Origin of the sequence: Phenylobacterium sp. CCH9-H3, from assembly GCF_001557235.1 — a bacterium.
Classification (GTDB): domain Bacteria; phylum Pseudomonadota; class Alphaproteobacteria; order Caulobacterales; family Caulobacteraceae; genus Phenylobacterium.
Genome location: NZ_LSJI01000224.1, coordinates 1 through 17,371, shown reverse-complemented (window position 1 = coordinate 17,371; position 17,371 = coordinate 1). Strand labels below are relative to the sequence as shown.

Annotated in this window: 15 protein-coding genes; 6 read left to right on the top strand and 9 right to left on the bottom strand. The window is 70.4% G+C overall.

Annotated features, from left to right (window positions below; all coding sequences use genetic code 11):
• Positions 1-177 precede the first annotated feature (177 nt).
• Positions 178-1,302: a hypothetical protein gene (locus tag AX721_RS19475; protein ID WP_068877639.1), complete on the top strand. Its 1,125-nt coding sequence runs from the start codon at positions 178-180 to the stop codon at positions 1,300-1,302.
• A 1-nt stretch (position 1,303) separates the two neighbouring features.
• Here AX721_RS19475 and AX721_RS19470 read toward each other — a convergent pair whose 3' ends face one another.
• Positions 1,304-2,638, bottom strand: a complete 1,335-nt coding sequence (locus tag AX721_RS19470; RefSeq protein ID WP_068877638.1) for a sensor histidine kinase — start codon at positions 2,636-2,638, stop codon at positions 1,304-1,306.
• Positions 2,639-2,826: 188 nt separating this feature from the next.
• Here AX721_RS19470 and AX721_RS19465 point away from each other — a divergent pair, with 188 nt between their 5' ends.
• The gene (locus AX721_RS19465) at positions 2,827-4,131 is read left to right on the top strand and encodes a sensor histidine kinase (protein WP_197422650.1); all 1,305 of its coding nucleotides are present in this window, start codon (positions 2,827-2,829) and stop codon (positions 4,129-4,131) included.
• Positions 4,132-4,138: 7 nt separating this feature from the next.
• On the opposite strand, the gene AX721_RS19460 is transcribed toward AX721_RS19465, so the two are convergent.
• From AX721_RS19460 to AX721_RS19435, 6 genes are all read right to left on the bottom strand, one after another.
• On the bottom strand, positions 4,139-6,463 hold the full coding sequence (locus AX721_RS19460; protein ID WP_156467268.1) for a PAS domain S-box protein: 2,325 nt from the start codon (positions 6,461-6,463) through the stop codon (positions 4,139-4,141).
• A gap of 125 nt (positions 6,464-6,588) precedes the next feature.
• Positions 6,589-6,849 carry a hypothetical protein gene (locus AX721_RS19455; RefSeq protein ID WP_068877635.1) on the bottom strand — a complete coding sequence of 87 codons (261 nt, stop codon included), beginning with the start codon at positions 6,847-6,849 and terminating at the stop codon, positions 6,589-6,591.
• A 90-nt stretch (positions 6,850-6,939) separates the two neighbouring features.
• The gene (locus tag AX721_RS19450) at positions 6,940-8,082 is read right to left on the bottom strand and encodes a hypothetical protein (RefSeq protein ID WP_068877634.1); all 1,143 of its coding nucleotides are present in this window, start codon (positions 8,080-8,082) and stop codon (positions 6,940-6,942) included.
• A gap of 173 nt (positions 8,083-8,255) precedes the next feature.
• The gene (locus tag AX721_RS19445) at positions 8,256-9,578 is read right to left on the bottom strand and encodes an RNA polymerase sigma factor (RefSeq protein ID WP_197422649.1); all 1,323 of its coding nucleotides are present in this window, start codon (positions 9,576-9,578) and stop codon (positions 8,256-8,258) included.
• The gene (locus AX721_RS19440) at positions 9,548-9,889 is read right to left on the bottom strand and encodes a YciI family protein (protein WP_231733336.1); all 342 of its coding nucleotides are present in this window, start codon (positions 9,887-9,889) and stop codon (positions 9,548-9,550) included. The genes AX721_RS19445 and AX721_RS19440 overlap by 31 nt, the downstream gene beginning before the upstream one ends.
• Positions 9,890-9,948: 59 nt before the next feature.
• Positions 9,949-10,338: a YciI family protein gene (locus tag AX721_RS19435; protein ID WP_068877632.1), complete on the bottom strand. Its 390-nt coding sequence runs from the start codon at positions 10,336-10,338 to the stop codon at positions 9,949-9,951.
• A gap of 214 nt (positions 10,339-10,552) precedes the next feature.
• On the opposite strand from AX721_RS19435, the gene AX721_RS19430 reads away from it, so the two are divergent.
• Positions 10,553-11,641, top strand: coding sequence for a S1C family serine protease (locus AX721_RS19430; protein ID WP_068877631.1), 1,089 nt, complete (start codon positions 10,553-10,555; stop codon positions 11,639-11,641).
• Positions 11,642-11,699: 58 nt separating this feature from the next.
• Positions 11,700-12,335: a TetR family transcriptional regulator gene (locus AX721_RS19425; RefSeq protein WP_082765570.1), complete on the top strand. Its 636-nt coding sequence runs from the start codon at positions 11,700-11,702 to the stop codon at positions 12,333-12,335.
• 6 nt (positions 12,336-12,341) lie between these two features.
• On the opposite strand, the gene AX721_RS19420 is transcribed toward AX721_RS19425, so the two are convergent.
• Both AX721_RS19420 and AX721_RS19415 read right to left on the bottom strand, forming a co-directional pair.
• Positions 12,342-15,287, bottom strand: a complete 2,946-nt coding sequence (locus AX721_RS19420) for a TonB-dependent siderophore receptor (protein ID WP_068877629.1) — start codon at positions 15,285-15,287, stop codon at positions 12,342-12,344.
• Positions 15,288-15,438: 151 nt separating this feature from the next.
• The gene (locus AX721_RS19415) at positions 15,439-16,308 is read right to left on the bottom strand and encodes a DUF2189 domain-containing protein (RefSeq protein WP_068877628.1); all 870 of its coding nucleotides are present in this window, start codon (positions 16,306-16,308) and stop codon (positions 15,439-15,441) included.
• Between the two features lie 257 nt (positions 16,309-16,565).
• On the opposite strand from AX721_RS19415, the gene AX721_RS19410 reads away from it, so the two are divergent.
• Positions 16,566-17,156, top strand: a complete 591-nt coding sequence (locus AX721_RS19410; RefSeq protein ID WP_068877627.1) for an OmpA family protein — start codon at positions 16,566-16,568, stop codon at positions 17,154-17,156.
• Between the two features lie 26 nt (positions 17,157-17,182).
• Positions 17,183-17,371 (top strand): hypothetical protein (locus AX721_RS19405; RefSeq protein WP_156467267.1); only part of this gene is annotated, 189 nt, incomplete at its 3' end.

The window sequence follows — 17,371 nt, the reverse complement described above, 5'->3', positions numbered from 1 at the left end:
CACCGGAGTCCATCCGCCCCTCCGCCCCCAAAATGAGTAGGCGAAACGGCCTGCCGGCCGCCCCCGCCGCCGCCGAGGCTCGAATCGGCGGAATTTGGTTAGCAGTTGCAAGGCACGAACTCGGTCTCGCGACGAAGCGGGCTCTCCCCGCCGCTTCGCGCCTCGGGATATCAGGACGTGGGCAAGGGCTCAGACAGGACTTATCGCAGTCTCCGCGGTCTGGAGCGGACGGCGTCGACCAGCCGCGTGCTGAATCTCGCGGCGCTCTCGGCTCGCAACGCCAACAATCCCGACCACGAGAAGGCCCCCTTCTTCGTCGCCTCCAGCCTCAACGGCGCAGTGATCGTGCGCCACCGGTTGCGCGACCAGGAACGCGAGGCGTTCGACCGCATCCGCTACACCGCCACCAAGCTGATTATCCCGTTCGAGCGGTCGGACCTGGGCCTCGGCGGACGTTCGGTGTTCGTCTCCGAGACCGGTTGGCTGGACGCCTTCGAGGAACTGCGCGGCGAGGCGCCGGACTTCGGCCGCGACGTGGCCGTGCTCGAGGCCATCGACGAGTTGCCGTCCCTCGACCCGTTCCTGCTGCGCGAGCATATGAAGCGGCGCGGCTTCGACATCAGCCCCAGCCACTTCGAAATCTCCGCCCCCGATCTCGCCCGCATGCAGCGGTTCGTCGGCGCCGAGATCGCCAAGCTGATCGAGCTCGCCTACCGCGACGCCGAGGGGCAGGAAGGCAATATCGCGCGCCTGGTGGAGGCCCTGCTCTCGGCCAAGACCGACGACCGCCTTGAGCCCCTGCGCCTCACGCTCCGGCTGGAGAAGGAGAACTACAAGGAGGGGATTTTCGCCTGGAAGGGCTTCCTCTACTACAAGTGGGTTCTCAACACCCTGTGGGGAAACCTCCGCGACGTGTTCAGCGAACTGGGCCGCGTGCGGGTCATCGGCCCGATCGATTCCGAGACCGCCCACGAGCTCGAGGCCCTCAAGAACCGCCTGCGCCAGAAGATGGAACGGCAGGTGAAGTCCGTCATGGGCCATCTGGGCGTCTACGACGAGGTGTTCTCCCAGCTCACCGTCGACGGCAACGCCCTGGCCTTCCGCGACTTCCTGCTGAAGTCGCCCGAGATGTTCCTGTCGCTGGGCGACGGCTGCGGCCTCGTCAGCCACATCGCCACCTATTGGCGCTATCAGTTCCCGCGCGGCAAGCCGCTGGCGGCCAACGTGATCCAGCTCGTCGATACCCTCCAGGACTTCGAGCTCAGCCTCGGGACGGACATGCACGAGAGCCAGGCGGCCTGACCTAGCCGTCCAGCTTCGCCTCCACCACGCAGGTCACGCCCTGCGGCAGGAACTCCAGCCGGACACGCCCGCCCAACTCCTCCGACAGCCCCTGCTCCAGCAGGCGAGCCCCAAATCCCCTGTGCGGCGGCGCCGACACCGGCGGGCCGCCCGTCTCGCGCCACGTCAGCTCCAGCTTGCGGCCCCGCGCCGTCCAGCGCACCTCCACCCGGCCGGCGTCGGTCGAAAGCGCCCCATACTTCACCGCATTGGTCGCCAGCTCGTGCACGGCCAGGCCCAGCGCCACGGCCGTCTTGGGTTCCAGCTCCAGTACGGGCCCTTCGGCCGTCAGCCGCCCGTCGCCCGGGTGGTGCGGGGCCACGGCGCCGGCGACGATGCTGGCGATGGAGGCCGCTTCCCAGCTCTGTCGCGTCAGGACGTCGTGCGCCGCCGCCAGGGCCGCGAGCCGGCCCTCGAAGGCCTCGACCGCACTGCGCGGCGCACCGCTGTGGCGGAACGACTGCCAGGCGATGCCCTGCACGATGGCCAGGGTGTTCTTCACCCGATGGTTCAGCTCGTTGATCAGCAGCCGCTGGCGCTGCTCGGCCATCTTTCGGTCGGTGACGTCCATGTTGGTGCCGACCATGCGGTAGGGCGTCCCGTCGGGAAGGTAGATGAAGCGCGCGGCGCCCTCCACCCAGCGCACCGCCCCGTCCGGCCGGCGGATGCGGAAGTCGAACGACATCGTCGGCTCGCGCGCCGCCATGGCGGCGGACATCCGCGCCTCCATCGGTCCCACGTCTTCGGCCAGGACCTGCTTGCGCCAGTCGGCGATGTCGCCGCCGAAGCTGCCCGGGAGCAGGCCGAACACCGCCTCTTCCTCCCGGTTCCACACCAGCTTCCCGCTGGGGATGTGCCAGTCGAAGATGCCGATGCCGTGCGCCTCCACCGCCAGGTCCAGGCGATGCTGGCTGCGCCGCATGGCGCGCTCGGCGTCGGCCCGCTCGGTGATGTCGTTGATCGCCACGCCGACGCCGTCCAGGCCCAACGGAGAGACGCGCACCTCCACCGTCCGTCCGGCGCGCAGGGCCGACGGCGCGGTCAGCCGGCCGGGCTTGCGGTCGCTCATCGCGGTTTCCAGCAGCCGCCCAAACTCGGTCCCGCGCCCGGCCGGAAACAGCTCCCAGAAGTCGCGGCCCAGGATGTCGCCCTGGGCCATGCCGAAGAACTCCTCGGCCGCGCGGTTGAAGAGCACCATCCGCCACTCGCGGTCGACGGCGTAATAGACGTCGCTGATGCTCTCCAGCACCGCGGCCAGCCGTGCGTCGGCCTCGGGATCTGGCTTGGCCTTCTTCAACGTTTTCCCACGCCTGTACGATTTCGTCGCTGATCAAGACACAGGCTGCGCCGCACGTCACGAACCGAACCCAGTTGGGGTTGCGGCCACACCCGCGCTACGGTCAACGTCAACCGGCAATTGCGTTTCCCATGGAGGTCGCCATCCCCGGATCGCCGGCGCTTAACCAGGCGGCCCAGGATCGCCACATGGCCGAGTTGCTCGACAGCATCGGCGACGGCTTCATGGCCTTCGACGCCGACTGGCGGGTCACCTACTGCAACAGCAGCGCCCAGGCCCACTACGGCCTGCGCCGGGAAGAGGCCGTCGGGCGGGTGGCCTGGGATCTGCCCGAGCTGGGCGACGACCGCGAAATGCGATCCTTCCTCGAGCGCGCCATGACCTCCCAGGCCGAGGTGGAGGTGGAGGCTCCCTCCGAACTCCATCCGGGCGTCTGGTTCCATCTGCGCGCCTTCCCCCTGGAGGACGGTCTGGGCGTCACCTTCCGGGACGTCACCGAACGGCGCGAACGGGCCCGCCGCGAGCGCGAGCACGCGGCCCGCCTGGCCGAGAGCGAGGCCCGCTTCCGCGACATGGCCGACAGCGCGCCTCTGCCGATCTGGGTCACCGGGGCGGACGGCGGCCTGGAGTTCGCCAACCGGGCCTTCCGCAACTTGGCGGGTCTGCCCTTGGAAGAGCTCACAGGCGACGCCTGGCTGGGCTTGCTGCACACGGAGGACGGCGATCTCATCCATGCGGCCCGCGACAAAGCCCGCGCCACGCGCGAGCCGACGAGTTGGGAAGCCCGCTTCCGCATTCGCGGCGAGTGGCGCTGGCTCCGCACCGTCTCCAGCGCCCGTTTCGACGAAGCCGGCGCGTTCCGCGGCTACGTGGGCCTCGCCCAGGACATCACCGAGGAGCGGCAGGCCGCCGAGCGCCAGCGGCTGCTGGTCAACGAACTGAACCACCGCGTCAAGAACACGCTCGCCACGATCCAGTCGCTCGCACGGCAAACCCTGCGCGAGGGCGTGTCCATGGCCGACGCGCGCGAGCGGTTGACGGAACGGCTCCTGGCCTTGTCCGCGGCGCACAACGTGCTCACCCGCCAGAACTGGGAGAGCGCCGAGATCGCCGACATCGCCCGCGAGGCGGTGCAGCCCTTCGACGGCCCGGAGGGTCCGCGGATCGACATCGAAGGCCCCCGCGCCAGGGTGCCGCCGCAGGTGGCCCTCGCCCTTTCGATGGCGTTGCACGAGCTGGCGACCAACGCGCAGAAGTACGGGGCGCTCTCGGCGCGGCAGGGACGCGTGGGCCTGCGGTGGGCGCTCTGCCCGGCCGGCCAGGCGCTCGACCTGGAATGGCGTGAGACGGGCGGGCCGCCCGTGTCCGCGCCGGCGACGAAGGGGTTCGGCTCGCGCCTCCTCTCGGGGCTCACCGCCGAGCTCGGCGCGCCGGCGGCGATCGACTACGCCCGCTCGGGCCTGGTCTGCCGACTCCGGGCGCCGGTGGCCTGACGCGCGCTCAGCTCGCCGCGCGGGTCCCGGCGTCTTCGTCGCACAGCGCCCCCTGGGCGGCGCGGGCGATGGCGCAGTACATCTCCAGCGGCTGGATCGGCTTGCGCACCAGGCCGTCGAAGCCCGCAAGCTCGCCGTCGCCCTCCAGGTCGGCGTCGGCCGTGAACGCCAGGACCGGCGCGCCCCGGTTCGGCCCCGCTCCGGCGCGAAGCTCCCGCAGGGTGGCGCGGCCGTCCAGCCCGGGCATGCGAAGGTCCATCAGCACCACGTCCACCGGCAGCTGCGCCAGGTGCGCCAGGCCAGCCGCCCCGTCGGCGGCCTCGCTCACGTGGGCGCCGGCGGCCTCCAGGATCCGGCGGCTCAGCTCGCGGTTCACGGGGTTGTCGTCGACCACCATGATGCGCAGACCGTCGATCGAGATCGGCGCGTCCTCGCCGGCCAGGTCCTCGGCGCTCTCGGCGGCGGGCGCCGGCAGCTCGACCCGGAACGTCGCCCCTTCGCCGGGGCGGCTACGGACTGAGATGACGCCGCCCATGGCCTCGGTGATGCCGCGGCTGATGGCCAGGCCCAGGCCGGTGCCGCCATGGGTCCGGGCCACGGAGCCGTCGATCTGGGTGAAGCGTTGGAACAGCTGCGCCTGGGCCTCGTCGTCCAGGCCCGGGCCGGTGTCGGCGACCTCGAGGCCGACCCGACCGCCCCCCGCGGGCGCCGCCCGCAAGGTGACACCGCCCTGCTCGGTGAACTTGATGGCGTTGCCGATGAGGTTGATCAGCAGCTGTCGCAGCCGGTCCGCGTCCAGCATCGCCGCGCGCGGCACGCCCGGACCGGGTTCGAAGACCATCGACAGGCCCTTGGCGTCCGCCTGGCTGGAGAACAGCTGCAGCGTCTCCTCGCAGACCTCGGCCAGGCTGGTCGGCCGCGGCCGGATCTCGAACTTGCCCGCCTCCAGCTTCGAGAAGTCCAGGATGTCGTTGACGATGGCGAGCAGGGCGTTGCCCGCCCCCGCGATCCGCCGCACATAGCCGGCCGCCGCCTCGGGAAGCTCCATTTCCCGCAGCAGGTTGGTGAACCCCAGCACGGCGGTCAGCGGCGTGCGGATCTCGTGGCTCATGTTGGCCAGGAACTGCGACTTGGCCGCCGCCGCCGCTTCGGCCTCGGCGCGCGCCTTGGCCACGGCCTCCTCGTGCTCGACCTGCACGCTGATGCTGCGGATGGTGTCGAGGAATCCGGTCGGCTCGCCCGTTTCGGGATCGCGCACCAGGCTGGGGTTCGATTCCAGCCACCTGTATTCGCCGCTCTCCCGATCCAGGCCGCGCCAGCGCACCCGGGTGGCCTGGCCATCCGCCAGCAGGCGCTTGAACGTCCGGTAGACCTCCGGCGCATCGTCCGGATGCACGCTGTAGGCGAACGAGCGGCCTTCCAGCTCCTCCGGCGTCCAGCCCGTCTGCCGCACGCTCGGGCTGGCGTACAGCGTCTTTCCCGTCAGGTCCGTCATGGTGATCATGTCGGAGGTGTTCTCGGCGATGAGGCGGTAGCGCGCCTCGCTCTCCCGCATGGCCTGTTCCGCCCGGCGCCGTTCCGACTGGTCGGTGACCTGGGCCACGTAGTGCCGGGCCGCGCCGTCGGCGTCGCGGACGATCGATACCGCCAGTCCCACCCACACCGTCTCGCCGCTGGCGTTCAGGTAGCGCTTGTCCATGCGATAGCTGTCGATTTCGCCGCGGGTCAGCTGCCGCAGCAGGTCGAGATCGGTGTCCAGATCCTCGGGATGGGTGATCGTCTGGAAGTCCAGCGTCAGCAGCGTCTCTTCAGGATAGCCGGCGATCCGGCAGAAGGCCTCGTTCAGACGCAGAAACCGCCCATCCAGGCCGACCAGCGCCATGCCGATGGCCGCATGGGTGAAGGCGGCCTCGAACACCTCGGCCTGCTCCCGCGCCTTCACCTCGAGGGCGCGGCGGCTGGATATGTCCCGGAAGATGTTGATGACCTCGATCACCCGGCCGTCCTCGCCGAAGATGATCTTCGGATTGCCCTCGAACCAGATCCACCGGCCGTCGGCCGCCCTGAAACGATGCTCGCGCCTGAGGGTGGGGTCCAGTTCGCCCCGGAACAGCTCTGCGTTCTTCCAGGCCAGGTCCGCGGCGTCGTCGGGATGGACCAGGGCGCCCTGCGACCTGCCGATCAGGTCCTCGGGCTGGTAGCCATAGCGCCGCACGGCGGGCGACACATAGGTCAGGACGCCCTCCGCGCTGGTCCGCACGATCACGTCGCTGGTCTGCTCCGCGATGAAGGCGAACGCGCCCTCGGGCGCAGGCGGCACGCTGCTACTCAAGATCGATCCCTCTCCCGGCGCCGGGGCGCCAGGAAGCAGGGTAAACGCCAACACGCTTTCAGGGCGGTGAACGCCCCGAGCCGCCACGCCGCCGAGGCTGCGACCGTTCGCCGCAGCTTTCGCGCCTATTTGGGCGCTTCGGTGGCCGGCGCGGTGGCGAGCTGGTCCGCCGGAGTCGTCGCGACCGGCGGCGGCGAGCCGTCGGCGGGCACGGCGCCGGTCGCCCCGGCGTCCGGCGCGGTCATCTGTGCGTTCGGGTCGCGCGGCTGGGTCGTGTCCGGCATGGCGGCGGCCACGTCCGACCCCTGCGGCGCGGTGCCGGTGGACCGTTCGCAGCCTGCCAGGCCGAGGGCCGCGGTCGCTGCGAGGGCGAGAATGATCTTCATGGACGGGTCCCTGTCTGGAAGCGTTCGCCCCTCAACGCATCGGGCCGGGGAGCGATCCCGGGCCCGCCCAGATGTCCCGCCAGCCGGACGTCAGTCGCCCGACTTGGCCTTCTTGCCCGCCCCGGCCTTCGCCGCAGCGGCCCTGTCGGCCTCCGCCTTGTCCGCGGCGGCCTTGGCCTTCTCGGCCTCCTCGGCGCGCGCCCCGGCCAGGATTCCCGGCAGGGCGTAATTGCCCTCGTGGCAGGCGTACTCGTAGATCCGCCCGTCCAGCGGCGAGAATTCGTACTCCCCGCCCCACGGCTTGTCCCAGGTGTCGGGGTCCTCGACCGTGAACTGGTAGTGCAGGCGGTGCTGCCCCACCCGGGTGAACTTCTCGGTGATCTTCAGGTTCTTCCACGACCCCATGAAGTGCTGGGCCTGCGGAATGTGGGTGGTCTCCACCACCAGGGTCTCGCCGTCGTACCAGCCGATGGAATCGCCCATGTAGGGCCGCACGTCGTCGGCCCGGTGCTTCGAGTTCAGCCGGATCTGGCGCACGTCGTGGTTCATCTCGACTTCGATGACCACCGCGTCGGCCGTCTGAAGGATCTGGTAGTTGTTGTTGTAGAAGCCGTTCGGGAACATCGGCGGCCCGGCGTTACGGCCGAACGACATGATGCAGCGCTCGCCCAGCGAGCGCGTCTCGGGATGGTCGAACGATCCCATGCCGCCGCCGAAACGCGGCGCGGGCGGGGCGCCCGCCTTGCGTGGCGGCGGTTGGCCGTTGGCCGTCGTGATCAGCGAGGTCCGCGGCTCGCCGTTCACGCGCATCACATGGCTGCCCGGATCCAGCCAGCCGCGGTTGTAGCCGCCCACGTCCCCGCCGGCGGCGGCGAACTCGGGGCGGATGTTGGCGCCCGGCGGCGTCTTGGGCGCCTCCGCCGGGGCGTTCGGGTCGGTGTCCTGGTTGCCCTCCTCGACCTCGGCGGCCGCGTTGGCTTCCATCTCCTTCACCTGCTCGGGGGTGTAGTTGAGCTGGTCCTTGAACTGCGGCCGGCGCGTCAGCGGCGTCAGGGTCGCATTGCTCCAGAACCCGGAGATGTCCGGCTGGCCGAAGGCGTTCCGGGGCGTCTTCCACGCAGAGCCGGCCTTGGCGGGGGCGGCCTTCGCGCCCTCGGCGGCGGCGGTCAGCGGCGCGGCGGCGACGCCGGCCAGCAGGAGGCTCCCAAGTGCTGCGACGACCACCTTTTGCATGGCCTCATCTCCCCATCTTGTTCGCCGCGATCTCAAGTCGCCGCGTTCATACCGATTTTACGGCCGCCCCGCCGATCCGGCAATGCGCCCACGCCGGCGTTCCACCGGCGCGACTGGCCTATCGCCCACGCATTGCAGCCCTGTTTCAAAAATTGAAGATTTGGTACGGTCGCTCAGCTGCAATCGTCCGCCCGGCGGGCCAGAAACGCCCGCTCCCGCGCGTTCCCGGCCAGCGCCGCGCCGCGCAGGAACTCGGCCCGCGCCTCCCCCTTCCGGCCCAGCCGCAGCAGCAGATCGCCCCGCACGCTCGGCAACAGATGATAACGCTGCAGGGCCGGCGCCTCCGCCACAGCGTCCAGCACCGCAAGGCCCGCAGCCGGTCCCTCGGCGAAGCCCACCGCGATGGCGCGGTTCAGCTCGACCACCGGCGAAGGCCAGCCCCGCGCAAGCACGCCGTACAGCCTTGCGATCCGCCCCCAGTCGGTGTCCTCCGGCCGCCGCGCCCTCGCATGGCACGCCACGATCGCCGCCTGCAGGGCATGAAATCCGCCCTCTCCGCCGAGCGCCTGCGCCCGACCCAGCGCCACTAGCCCGCGGCGGATCTGCGCCCAGTCCCACAGATCGCGGTTCTGGTCCGGCAGCAGGATCGGCGCCCCGTCCGGCCCAGCCCGCGCCGCCGCCCGCGAGGCGTTCAGCTCCATCAACGCCAGCAGGCCGTGGACCTCGGGCTCCCGCGGCGCGATCCCGGCCAGGATCCGGCCCAGCCGCAGGCCCTCGTGCATCAGCTGCGGCCGCATCCAGTCGTCGCCGCGCGTGGCCGCATAGCCCTCGTTGAAGATCAGGTACACGACCTCCAGCACCGATCCCATCCGGCGCGCCAGTTCCTCGCCCCGGGGCGTCTCGTATTCCAGGCCCGACTCCGACAGCGTCCGCTTGGCCCGGGTGATCCTCTGGCCGACCGCCCCCTCGGTCTGCAGGAACGCCCGAGCGATCTCCTCGGTGGTCAGGCCGCAGATCATCCGCAACGTCAGCGCCGCCCTCGCCTCCCGGGGCAGGATCGGGTGGCAGGCGGTGAAGATCAGCCGCAGCCGCTCGTCCCCGATGTCGTCGTCCAGGCGCGCGTCGAGGTCGGGCATCGCCTGCTCCTCGACCTCCAGCGTCCGCGCCAGCGCCGCGTGCTTGCGAGCCAGCATCTTGTCGCGCCGGAGGTGGTCCAGCGCCCGGCGCCTGGCCGTGGTCATCAGCCAGGCGCCGGGATTCTGGGGCGCGCCGGTCGAGGGCCAGGTCTCCAGGGCCGCCACCAGGGCTTCCTGCACCAGCTCCTCGGCCAGCGGGACGTCGCGCAGCATCCGGGCCAGCCCGGCCAGCAGCCGCGGCTGCTCGATCCGCCAGACGGCCAGGACCATCCGGTGGGTCGCCGCGGCTTCTCGCGCCGTCACGTCCGTCCGACGCCGTCGCGGCGAGGTCACGCCGTCGCCATCATCCGAAGGTCGCACGTCCCCTCCCAACCCGGCAGGTGGGCAGCGTGCATCTCCATGAACTCGGTCGCCAGGACCAGGGCTTCATCCTTTCCGGAAAGCTCGAAGATCGCGTACCCGCCGACGACCTCCTTGGACTCCACGTACGGCCCGTCCAATATATGGACTTTGCCATCCTTGACGCTGATCTCGGCGCCCATCGCCGGGGGCATCAAGCCACCGGTGTCGATCAGCCGCCCGGCCTGCATCTCGCGCCCGACCAAGTCCCCCATCGCCTCCAACAGCTCCGGCGTCGGCGGCTCCCGGTGGCCGGACCGAACCATGAACATGAATCGCATCGCTACCCCTCTCTCGTTTGCGCCCGCCGCTACGCGGCGGGAAAATGCTCTCAGGCGGCCGGCATGTTCGCGCAGGCCTCGGTCTCGACACCCTGCGCGGCCATCGGACGCATCTCGCAGACGCCTTCCCAGCCCGGCATGTGCTTGCGATGCAGCTCCATGAACCGCACGGCCGAGGCGATCGCCTCCTCCTTGGCGGGGAAGTCGAAGATGGCGTAGCCGCCGATGATCTCCTTCGATTCCACGAACGGCCCGTCCAGCACCGACACCTTGTCGCCCTTCAGCGAGATCTCGGCGCCCATGGGCATGGGCAGGAGGCCGCCCTGGTCGATCATCCGGCCGGCGCGGATCTCCTCGGCGGCCAGGTCGCCCATCGCCTCCATCAGTTCAGGCGTGGGCGGGCCCTGATGGCCAGAGCGGACGATGAACATGTAACGCATGGGATAATCTCCTAGCTGAGCTTCGGCCGTCTTCGGCCCATCACTCCGTCGACGAACGACCTGCCGCCAGACAGACACGGCCGGGGCGAAAAGTTGAGGGACCTCCAGGGCAACGCGCGCCCCGCGGGAGAGCGGCGCTTGCAGCCGATGGCCGCCAGCGACATTTGACCATCATCGCGGGGGCGCCCGCCACTCCACTTCCCGGGAGACGCCATTGCAGAAGTCCCTGATCGTCGCGTGCGCCGCCCTGGCGCTGCTCACCGGCTGCGAGCGCAGGCCCACCGCGCCCGCCGCTGGGGACAAGGGTCCCATCGACGTCCCCGCCATCGCGACGCCCGCCGGCGGCGCGCCGGACTCCTTCGCCCCCATCGTCAAACGCGTCTCGCCCGCCGTCGTCTCCATCGACACCCTGAGCGTCGCCCAGGCCGACACGCCCTGGCTAGAGCTACTGCCGCCTGGCCTGGCCGGTCCCACGCCCGTACGCCGCGGCGCAGGATCGGGGTTCCTGATCAGCGCCGACGGCTATGTCGTCACCAACAACCACGTGGTGGAGGGCGCGACCGAGATGGTCGTCAGCCTGGCCGACGGGCGCCAGTTCCCCGCCCGCGTCATCGGCCGCGACCCGCCCACCGACCTCGCCGTGGTCAAGATCGACGGGCGCGACCTGCCCTACGTCAGCTTCGCCCGCTCCGCCCTGCCCGAGGTGGGCGACTGGGTGGTGGCGGTGGGCAATCCCTTCGGCCTGGGCGGCACGGCCACTGCCGGCATCGTTTCGGCCCGCGGCCGGGAGATCGGTGAGACCTATGTGGGCTATCTGCAGATCGACGCCCCGATCAACAGCGGCAACTCAGGCGGCCCGTCCTTCGACCTCCAGGGCCGGGTGGTGGGCGTCAATTCGGCGATCTTCTCCCCTAGCGGGGGCTCGGTGGGCATCGGCTTCGCCATCCCGTCCGACCTCGCCGAACGGGTCACCCAGCAGCTGATCGCCGAGGGCCGCGTCACCCGTGGCTACCTGGGCGTCGGCGTCCAGGACCTGACCCCCGCCCTCGCCACCCGGCTCGACGCCCGCGGCCGCCGCGGCGCTGTGATCGTCGGCGTCGCGTCGGGCGGACCCGCCTCGGGCCGGCTGCGCCCGGGCGACGTCGTGGTCGCGGTCGGAGGAACGGCCATCGCCAGCGCCGGCGGCCTGCTCCGCGCCATCGCCGATGCGCCCCCCGGCGCTCAGCTCACCCTCCAGGTCCTGCGCGCCGGCCGCGCCGAGACCGTGACCGTCCGCACCGCGCGGCGGAGCGACCAGGGCTGATCGGCCGCCGTCCGGACGGGGCGATGGATTTCGTCCCCGTCCCGGGCTATCCGGCGCCATGGCCGGCAAAACCCCAGCTCGAGCTCCGCGGGCCGACGACCGTTCCGGGCGCGACCAGTTGCTGGAGGCGGCCAGCGCGGTGATGACCGAGGCGGAGTCCGTCCACGTCTCCCTCAGCGCCATCGCCCGGCGAGCGGGCGTGACCGCGCCACTGGTCACCTACCATTTCGGCGCCAAGCAGCAGCTCCTGCTGGCCCTGGCCCGGCGCGACACCGAGCGCGCGCTGGAGCAGCTCACCCGCCTCACCGAGATGGACATCCCGCCCGAGGAGATGCTGCGCATCCACATCTCCGGCATCATCCGCAACTACGCGCGCCGTCCCTATCTGAACCAGTTGCTGAACCTGCTGCTGCGCGACGAGGACTCGGCCGCCGCCCGCGAGATCAAGGAGACCTTCGTCGCCCCGCTCGCGGCCGCCCAGCGCGCGATCATCGAGCGCGGCGTGGCCGAGGGCCGGTTCCGCGCGGTGGACCCCGCCCTCGCCTACTTCATCATCGTCGGCGCCTGCCGCGACTTCTTCACCAACAAGATCACCATCCGCACCGTGCTGGGCGCCGATCCCGACGAGGACGAGATCAAGCGCTACACGCGCACCGTGGTGGACGTGCTGTTCAACGGCCTTCTCGCGACCTGAGCGGTCTCAGAACCGCTTGCGGGCTCCCACCTTGAACGTCCGGCCCAGCGGGTTGCCGACGAACGGGTCGTAGCTGGGCTCCAGCCGCGCCTTCGACGGATCGCGGTCGAGCAGGTTGAACACCGAGGCGGTCAGGGTCACGTCATTGGCCAGCGAGAGCCGGTAGGTCACGTCGTGCGAGATGAACGGCTTCACGCGCAGGCCGAAGGTCACGAGGCGGCAGTTGGTCGCCGTTCCCGCCGTTGCGTTCGCCACGTTGCAGTTGGTCGACGGGCCGGTCTGCACCGTGGTCGGCCCGCGGTTGTCGTTCACGTCGTCCACATAGGTGGTGGTCCAGCGCAGGTTGTGGGGCCCGCGGCTGTAGTCCGCATAGAACTGGCCGCGCCAGTCGGGAATGGTGCCCGGCAGCCGGTCGTAGTTGGTGAAGCCGACCGCGTCGTAGGCGCCCGACACCCGCACTCCGCCGAAGATGAACTCGGCCTGCTTGTATTCGAAGACGTAGCTGACGTTGGCGCCGACATCGAGCGTGCCGCCCGCGACCTCGTCGAACCGGTAGTTCACGTCCACGTCCAGGCCGGTGGTCGTGATGGTGGGACCGTTGGTGGTGTCCGAGCGGACCCGGGCGATGTCATTGCCTATCGTCACGCCCTGAACGCAGGCGTTGCCGTTGTTGAAGGTGATGAGCGAGCGCAGCGCGTGGCCGCAGTTGACCACCTGGGTCCCGTTGCCCACGCCGCCCACCGCCGTGGCGATGATGTTGGCCGGGACCTGGGTGATCTGGTCCTTCAGGCGATAGTACCAGTAGTCCACCGTGGCGGTGAGGCCCCCAGCCTGAACGATGGCGCCCACGCTGTAGGTCAGGGCCTTTTCGGGCCCGGTGTCCGGGTTGCCGAAGTTGTCGACCGACTTGAAGTTGTTGCCCGCCGCCAGGATGCCCGAGAGGGTGGTCGTGCCCGTGGGCGCCACGTTGTTCGCCGTCGGCCCGCGGAACGAGGTGCCCACCGAGCCGCGGATCGCCGCCCAGTCGGTCACCTGCCACTTGCCGCGGAACTGCGGATTGAGGGTCGAGCCGGTCGCTCCGCCGTAGTCCTCGTAGCGCAGCGCCACCTGGGCGTTGAGCGCGTCGGTCACCGGCAGGTTCAGTTCGCCGAACAGCGCATAGACGCTCTGCTCCAGCTTCAGCGGCGCGGCCTGGCCCAGGAAGATGTAGGGCCCCGTCCGGAAGGCGCAGGTGGTCACTCCCGGCACGGGGCAAGGGGTCACCAGGCTGTTCTGCAGCGGGTTCGGGATGTCCTGGTCGAAGTCCACCTTGCGGTACTGCGCTCCGGCCGCCCAGCCGATCTCGCCCCCCGGCAGGGCGATGGGCAGGCGCCCGTTCAGCACCGCGTCCACCACGAAGGTGTCCTGCTCCACCAGCGTCCTTTGCCGATCGAACAGCCAGCCGATCAGTTCGGGCGAATTGGCGTTCGCCGCCGTGAAGCCCGGGTTGGCGAGCCCCAGCGCCGGGTTGCCCGCGTAGCCGTTGGAGAACGGGTTGTAGTACTGGCAGCCGTTGGCGCCCGGCGTGGTCCCACTGCAGGCCGGGCCGCCCAGGCCGTTCAGCGCCCGCTGCAGCCGGTCGATCAGGATGTCCGACGTCTGGCTGTCGGCCTTCTCGCGGATGTAGGTGACTGCCACCTCGTAGCCGACGCCGCGGAAGCCGGTCTCGCCCTTCACGTCGGCTGAGACGCGGAATTCCTCGTACTTGCGGCTCTGGCTCTGGCCGCCGCGGCCGCCCGTGGTGGGGTTGCCGCCGTTCCCCAGCGGTCGCCAGAACGTGGCCAAGGCGCTCTGAGCCGTCCCGATCAGGCCGGCGTTGCCCGTCTGGGCGAGGAACGTCGCGAAGCCGGGGTTCGAGGCCGGCACGCTGAACACGTTGGCGCTGCCCGGCCCGTTCGGGCCTGAGGTCTGCGGATAGCTGGAAGAGCCGCGGTAGTCCGGCAGGGAGATCTGCGCGTACAGCGCCTCGACGTGGAACTTGGCGGTCTCGCCCACGTCGGCGTTGAACTCGCCGTAGGCCTGGAAGTGGTCCGTCTCCTCGACGATGTTATCGAACGGCAGGTAGCTGTAGTAGCAGACTGGGGAATTGCCGCTGAAGCCCGGCTGGCCGCCCACGGCCGCGCAGTTCGCATCCACCGCCGAGCCCACGGTCGCACCGGTCCCGCCGGGGCCGTTGCGCAGCGTGAACGTGCCCGGATTGCCCAGCACGGACCAGCCTGACGGATTGTCGAAATAGGACGGGATCGCCCAATCCCGCTGCGTCAGCGACAGCTCGCCCCGATGCTGGTAGCCGACGCTGAGCATCAGGTTCGACGTGTCGCCCACCCACCCGTAGAGCGCGCTGGCGGTGTAGTCCCCGCCGTCGGAATCCGGGACCAGCCGATAGTCGGCCGCCACGTCCAGCCCCTCGAAGTTCTTGCGGGTGATGAAGTTGGCGACCCCGCCGATGGCGTCCGAGCCGTAGGTCGCCGCCGCCCCGTCCTTCAGCACCTCGACCCGGCCGATGGCGGCGGCGGGCAGCAGGTTGGTGTCGGCCGTATAGCCCGCGAACCGGCGGCCGTTCAGCAGCACCAGCGTCCGCTGCGGCCCGAGGCCCCGCAGGTTGATCGAGCCGCGCCCCGCGCCGCCCGCCTGTGCCACCGCAGAGAACTGGTTGGAGTCGCCCAGCACCGGCCCCATCACCGGCAGGGTCTTGAGGATCTCGAGCACGGTGGGCGAGCCACGCCGTTCCAGTTCGTCCTGCCCGATCACCGCCACCGGGATCGCGGTGTCCTTCGGCGTGCCGGCGATGAAGGAACCGGTGACCACGACCTCCTCCACCTCCGACGGCGGAGCCTGGGCCTGCGCCGCCCACGGCAGGGCGGAACCGAGGGCGATGACCGACGCGCCGGCCAGGCGGCTTGCAAGAGACATAGGGACCTCCCGAATGCGCCGCCGTCGAGGGCGGTCTGACTTTATGTTCGTAAAGTCTGGCGCCTTTCGGGACCCCCGCCAAGCCGCTTCGGAAGCTTGGCTTTATGAACGTGAAGGGAAAGCCGTGGTCAGGCGGCTGGCGGCGGCGCGGTCAGTCCTGCGCCACCGCCCGCCGGTAGAGGTGCCAGGTCGCGTGGCCCAGGACCGGCACCACCACGATCAGACCGAGCAGCGCGGGCAGGGAGCCGAGGACCAGCGAGCCCGCCACGACCAGGCCCCATAGCGCCATGGTCCCGGGGTTCTCGGCCACGACCTTCAACGAGGTCCGGATGGCCACGTCCAGGTCCACGTTCCGGTCCAGCAGCAGCGGGAACGAGACGACGCTGATCGCCAGCGCCGCCACCGCGAAGAGGAAGCCCACGCCGATGCCGATGGCGATCATCGCCCAGCCCCCGCCGGTGGCGAACACCTGGTCGATGAAGCTTGCCACGGTCACGGGCGGCCCCTCCCCGAACGCCAGCAGGCTGATGGCGTAGGCCGTGATCAGCCACAGGGCGAACAGGCCCACCAGGATCAGGCCCATGGCGACGATGGGGCCGATCGCCGGCGAACGCAGCACGCCCGCCGCATCCATCCAGCTCACCGTCTCGCCCCGCTCGCGGCGGCGGCTGATCTCGTAGAGGCCGATCGCCGCCAGCGGCCCGATCAGCGCGAAGCCCGAGAGCAGCGGAAAGATCATCGGCAGCAGCTCGTAGCGGAACGCGCCGGCCGCCAGCACCAGGCCGGCCAGCGGATAGACGACCGCGATGAAGATCACGTCGTCCCGCGCGGCGGCGAAGTCGTCGACCCCCTTGCCCAGGGACGTCCAGAGGTCGGCCGCCGTGATCCGGCGCACCTGGGGCGCCGTCCGCGCCGCGGCGCGGGACGCGGGATCGCTGCGTCGCCGCCCCGGCGAAAAGGCGCCGGCCAGCCCCTTCAGTACATATTCGAACGGATTTTCGACGTGATTTCCGACAGCCATCGCTCACCTCCGGCCCGATCGGGCGCGTGGCGGCGCAAGGCTCCTGCCGGTTCGGCTGGCGTCTGGCGCAGGCCATCGCCCAGGAAACTCAAGGGGCGAGCCTAGCACGGAAGCGGGCGCACCGGCCATCGCCGATGGTCGATGGGCCGCCGCCCACGGCCAAGCTGCGCCCGAAAACGGCCCAGATCGGGCCTGATGGAATGGTTGTTCAAAGCTTAACGACGGTCGGGGGGACCAACCGGAACGGAGCGAATTGAATGATCCACCCTACGTCGAAGGTGATGATTGCGGGGGCGGCGTTACTGGGTGTGGTGAGCCTGGGAGGGTGCGCCACAAAGAAGTTCGTCAGGGAAGAAGTGGCCGTGGTCGGCGCCAAGACCGACGTGGTCGCTGGACGGGTCGACACCGTCGAGACCCGCGTCGCCAGCGTCGAGGGCACGGCCAAGGACGCGCTCGACCGCGCCACCGCGGCGGGCAAGCTGGCCGAGGGCAAGTTCCTCTATTCCGAGGTGCTGTCCGACGACGGCTTCAAGTTCGGCGTGGCCAAGGCCACCCTGACCCCTGAGATGCAGGCCCGCCTCGATGCGATCGCCGATAAGCTGAAAACCGACAACCGCAACGTCTACATCGAGGTTCAAGGCCATACGGACGCCACCGGCCCAAAGGACCTCAATTACCGGCTGGGCGAGGAACGCGCCGAGGCCGTGCGCCGCTATCTCAACCAGCACGGCGTGCCGCTGAACCGTATCAGCACCATCTCGTACGGTCCGGATTCGCCCGTCGCGCCCAACCGCGACCGCGCGGGCCGCCAGGCGAACCGCCGGGTCGTCCTCGTCGTGCTCTCCTAGAGCGCGACGCGGCCGCCTAAGCCCCCGTGACCGAGGCCGCCCGCATCCACGCGAAGCGCCGCCGCCTGGTCACGGGGATGCTGAGTCTTGGCGGACACGCGGCGTTCCTCGCCGCCCTCCTGATCGCCCAGCCCGACGTCCCGCCGCCTCGCGAGCTGCCGGCGGTGCAGGTGCAGCTCGCGAGGCGGCGGGACGTCGGGCTGGGCGATCAGGAG

What these genes read in the sequence shown, in the direction of transcription:
- AX721_RS19465 (WP_197422650.1), top strand. Translation starts at nt 2,827, where the DNA reads ATGGCCGAGTTGCTCGACAGCATCGGCGACGGCTTCATGGCCTTCGAC.
- AX721_RS19455 (WP_068877635.1), bottom strand. Translation starts at nt 6,849, where the DNA reads ATGAAGATCATTCTCGCCCTCGCAGCGACCGCGGCCCTCGGCCTGGCA.
- AX721_RS19450 (WP_068877634.1), bottom strand. Translation starts at nt 8,082, where the DNA reads ATGCAAAAGGTGGTCGTCGCAGCACTTGGGAGCCTCCTGCTGGCCGGC.
- AX721_RS19440 (WP_231733336.1), bottom strand. Translation starts at nt 9,889, where the DNA reads ATGTTCATGGTTCGGTCCGGCCACCGGGAGCCGCCGACGCCGGAGCTG.
- AX721_RS19435 (WP_068877632.1), bottom strand. Translation starts at nt 10,338, where the DNA reads ATGCGTTACATGTTCATCGTCCGCTCTGGCCATCAGGGCCCGCCCACG.
- AX721_RS19425 (WP_082765570.1), top strand. Translation starts at nt 11,700, where the DNA reads ATGGCCGGCAAAACCCCAGCTCGAGCTCCGCGGGCCGACGACCGTTCC.
- AX721_RS19420 (WP_068877629.1), bottom strand. Translation starts at nt 15,287, where the DNA reads ATGTCTCTTGCAAGCCGCCTGGCCGGCGCGTCGGTCATCGCCCTCGGT.
- AX721_RS19415 (WP_068877628.1), bottom strand. Translation starts at nt 16,308, where the DNA reads ATGGCTGTCGGAAATCACGTCGAAAATCCGTTCGAATATGTACTGAAG.
- AX721_RS19410 (WP_068877627.1), top strand. Translation starts at nt 16,566, where the DNA reads ATGATCCACCCTACGTCGAAGGTGATGATTGCGGGGGCGGCGTTACTG.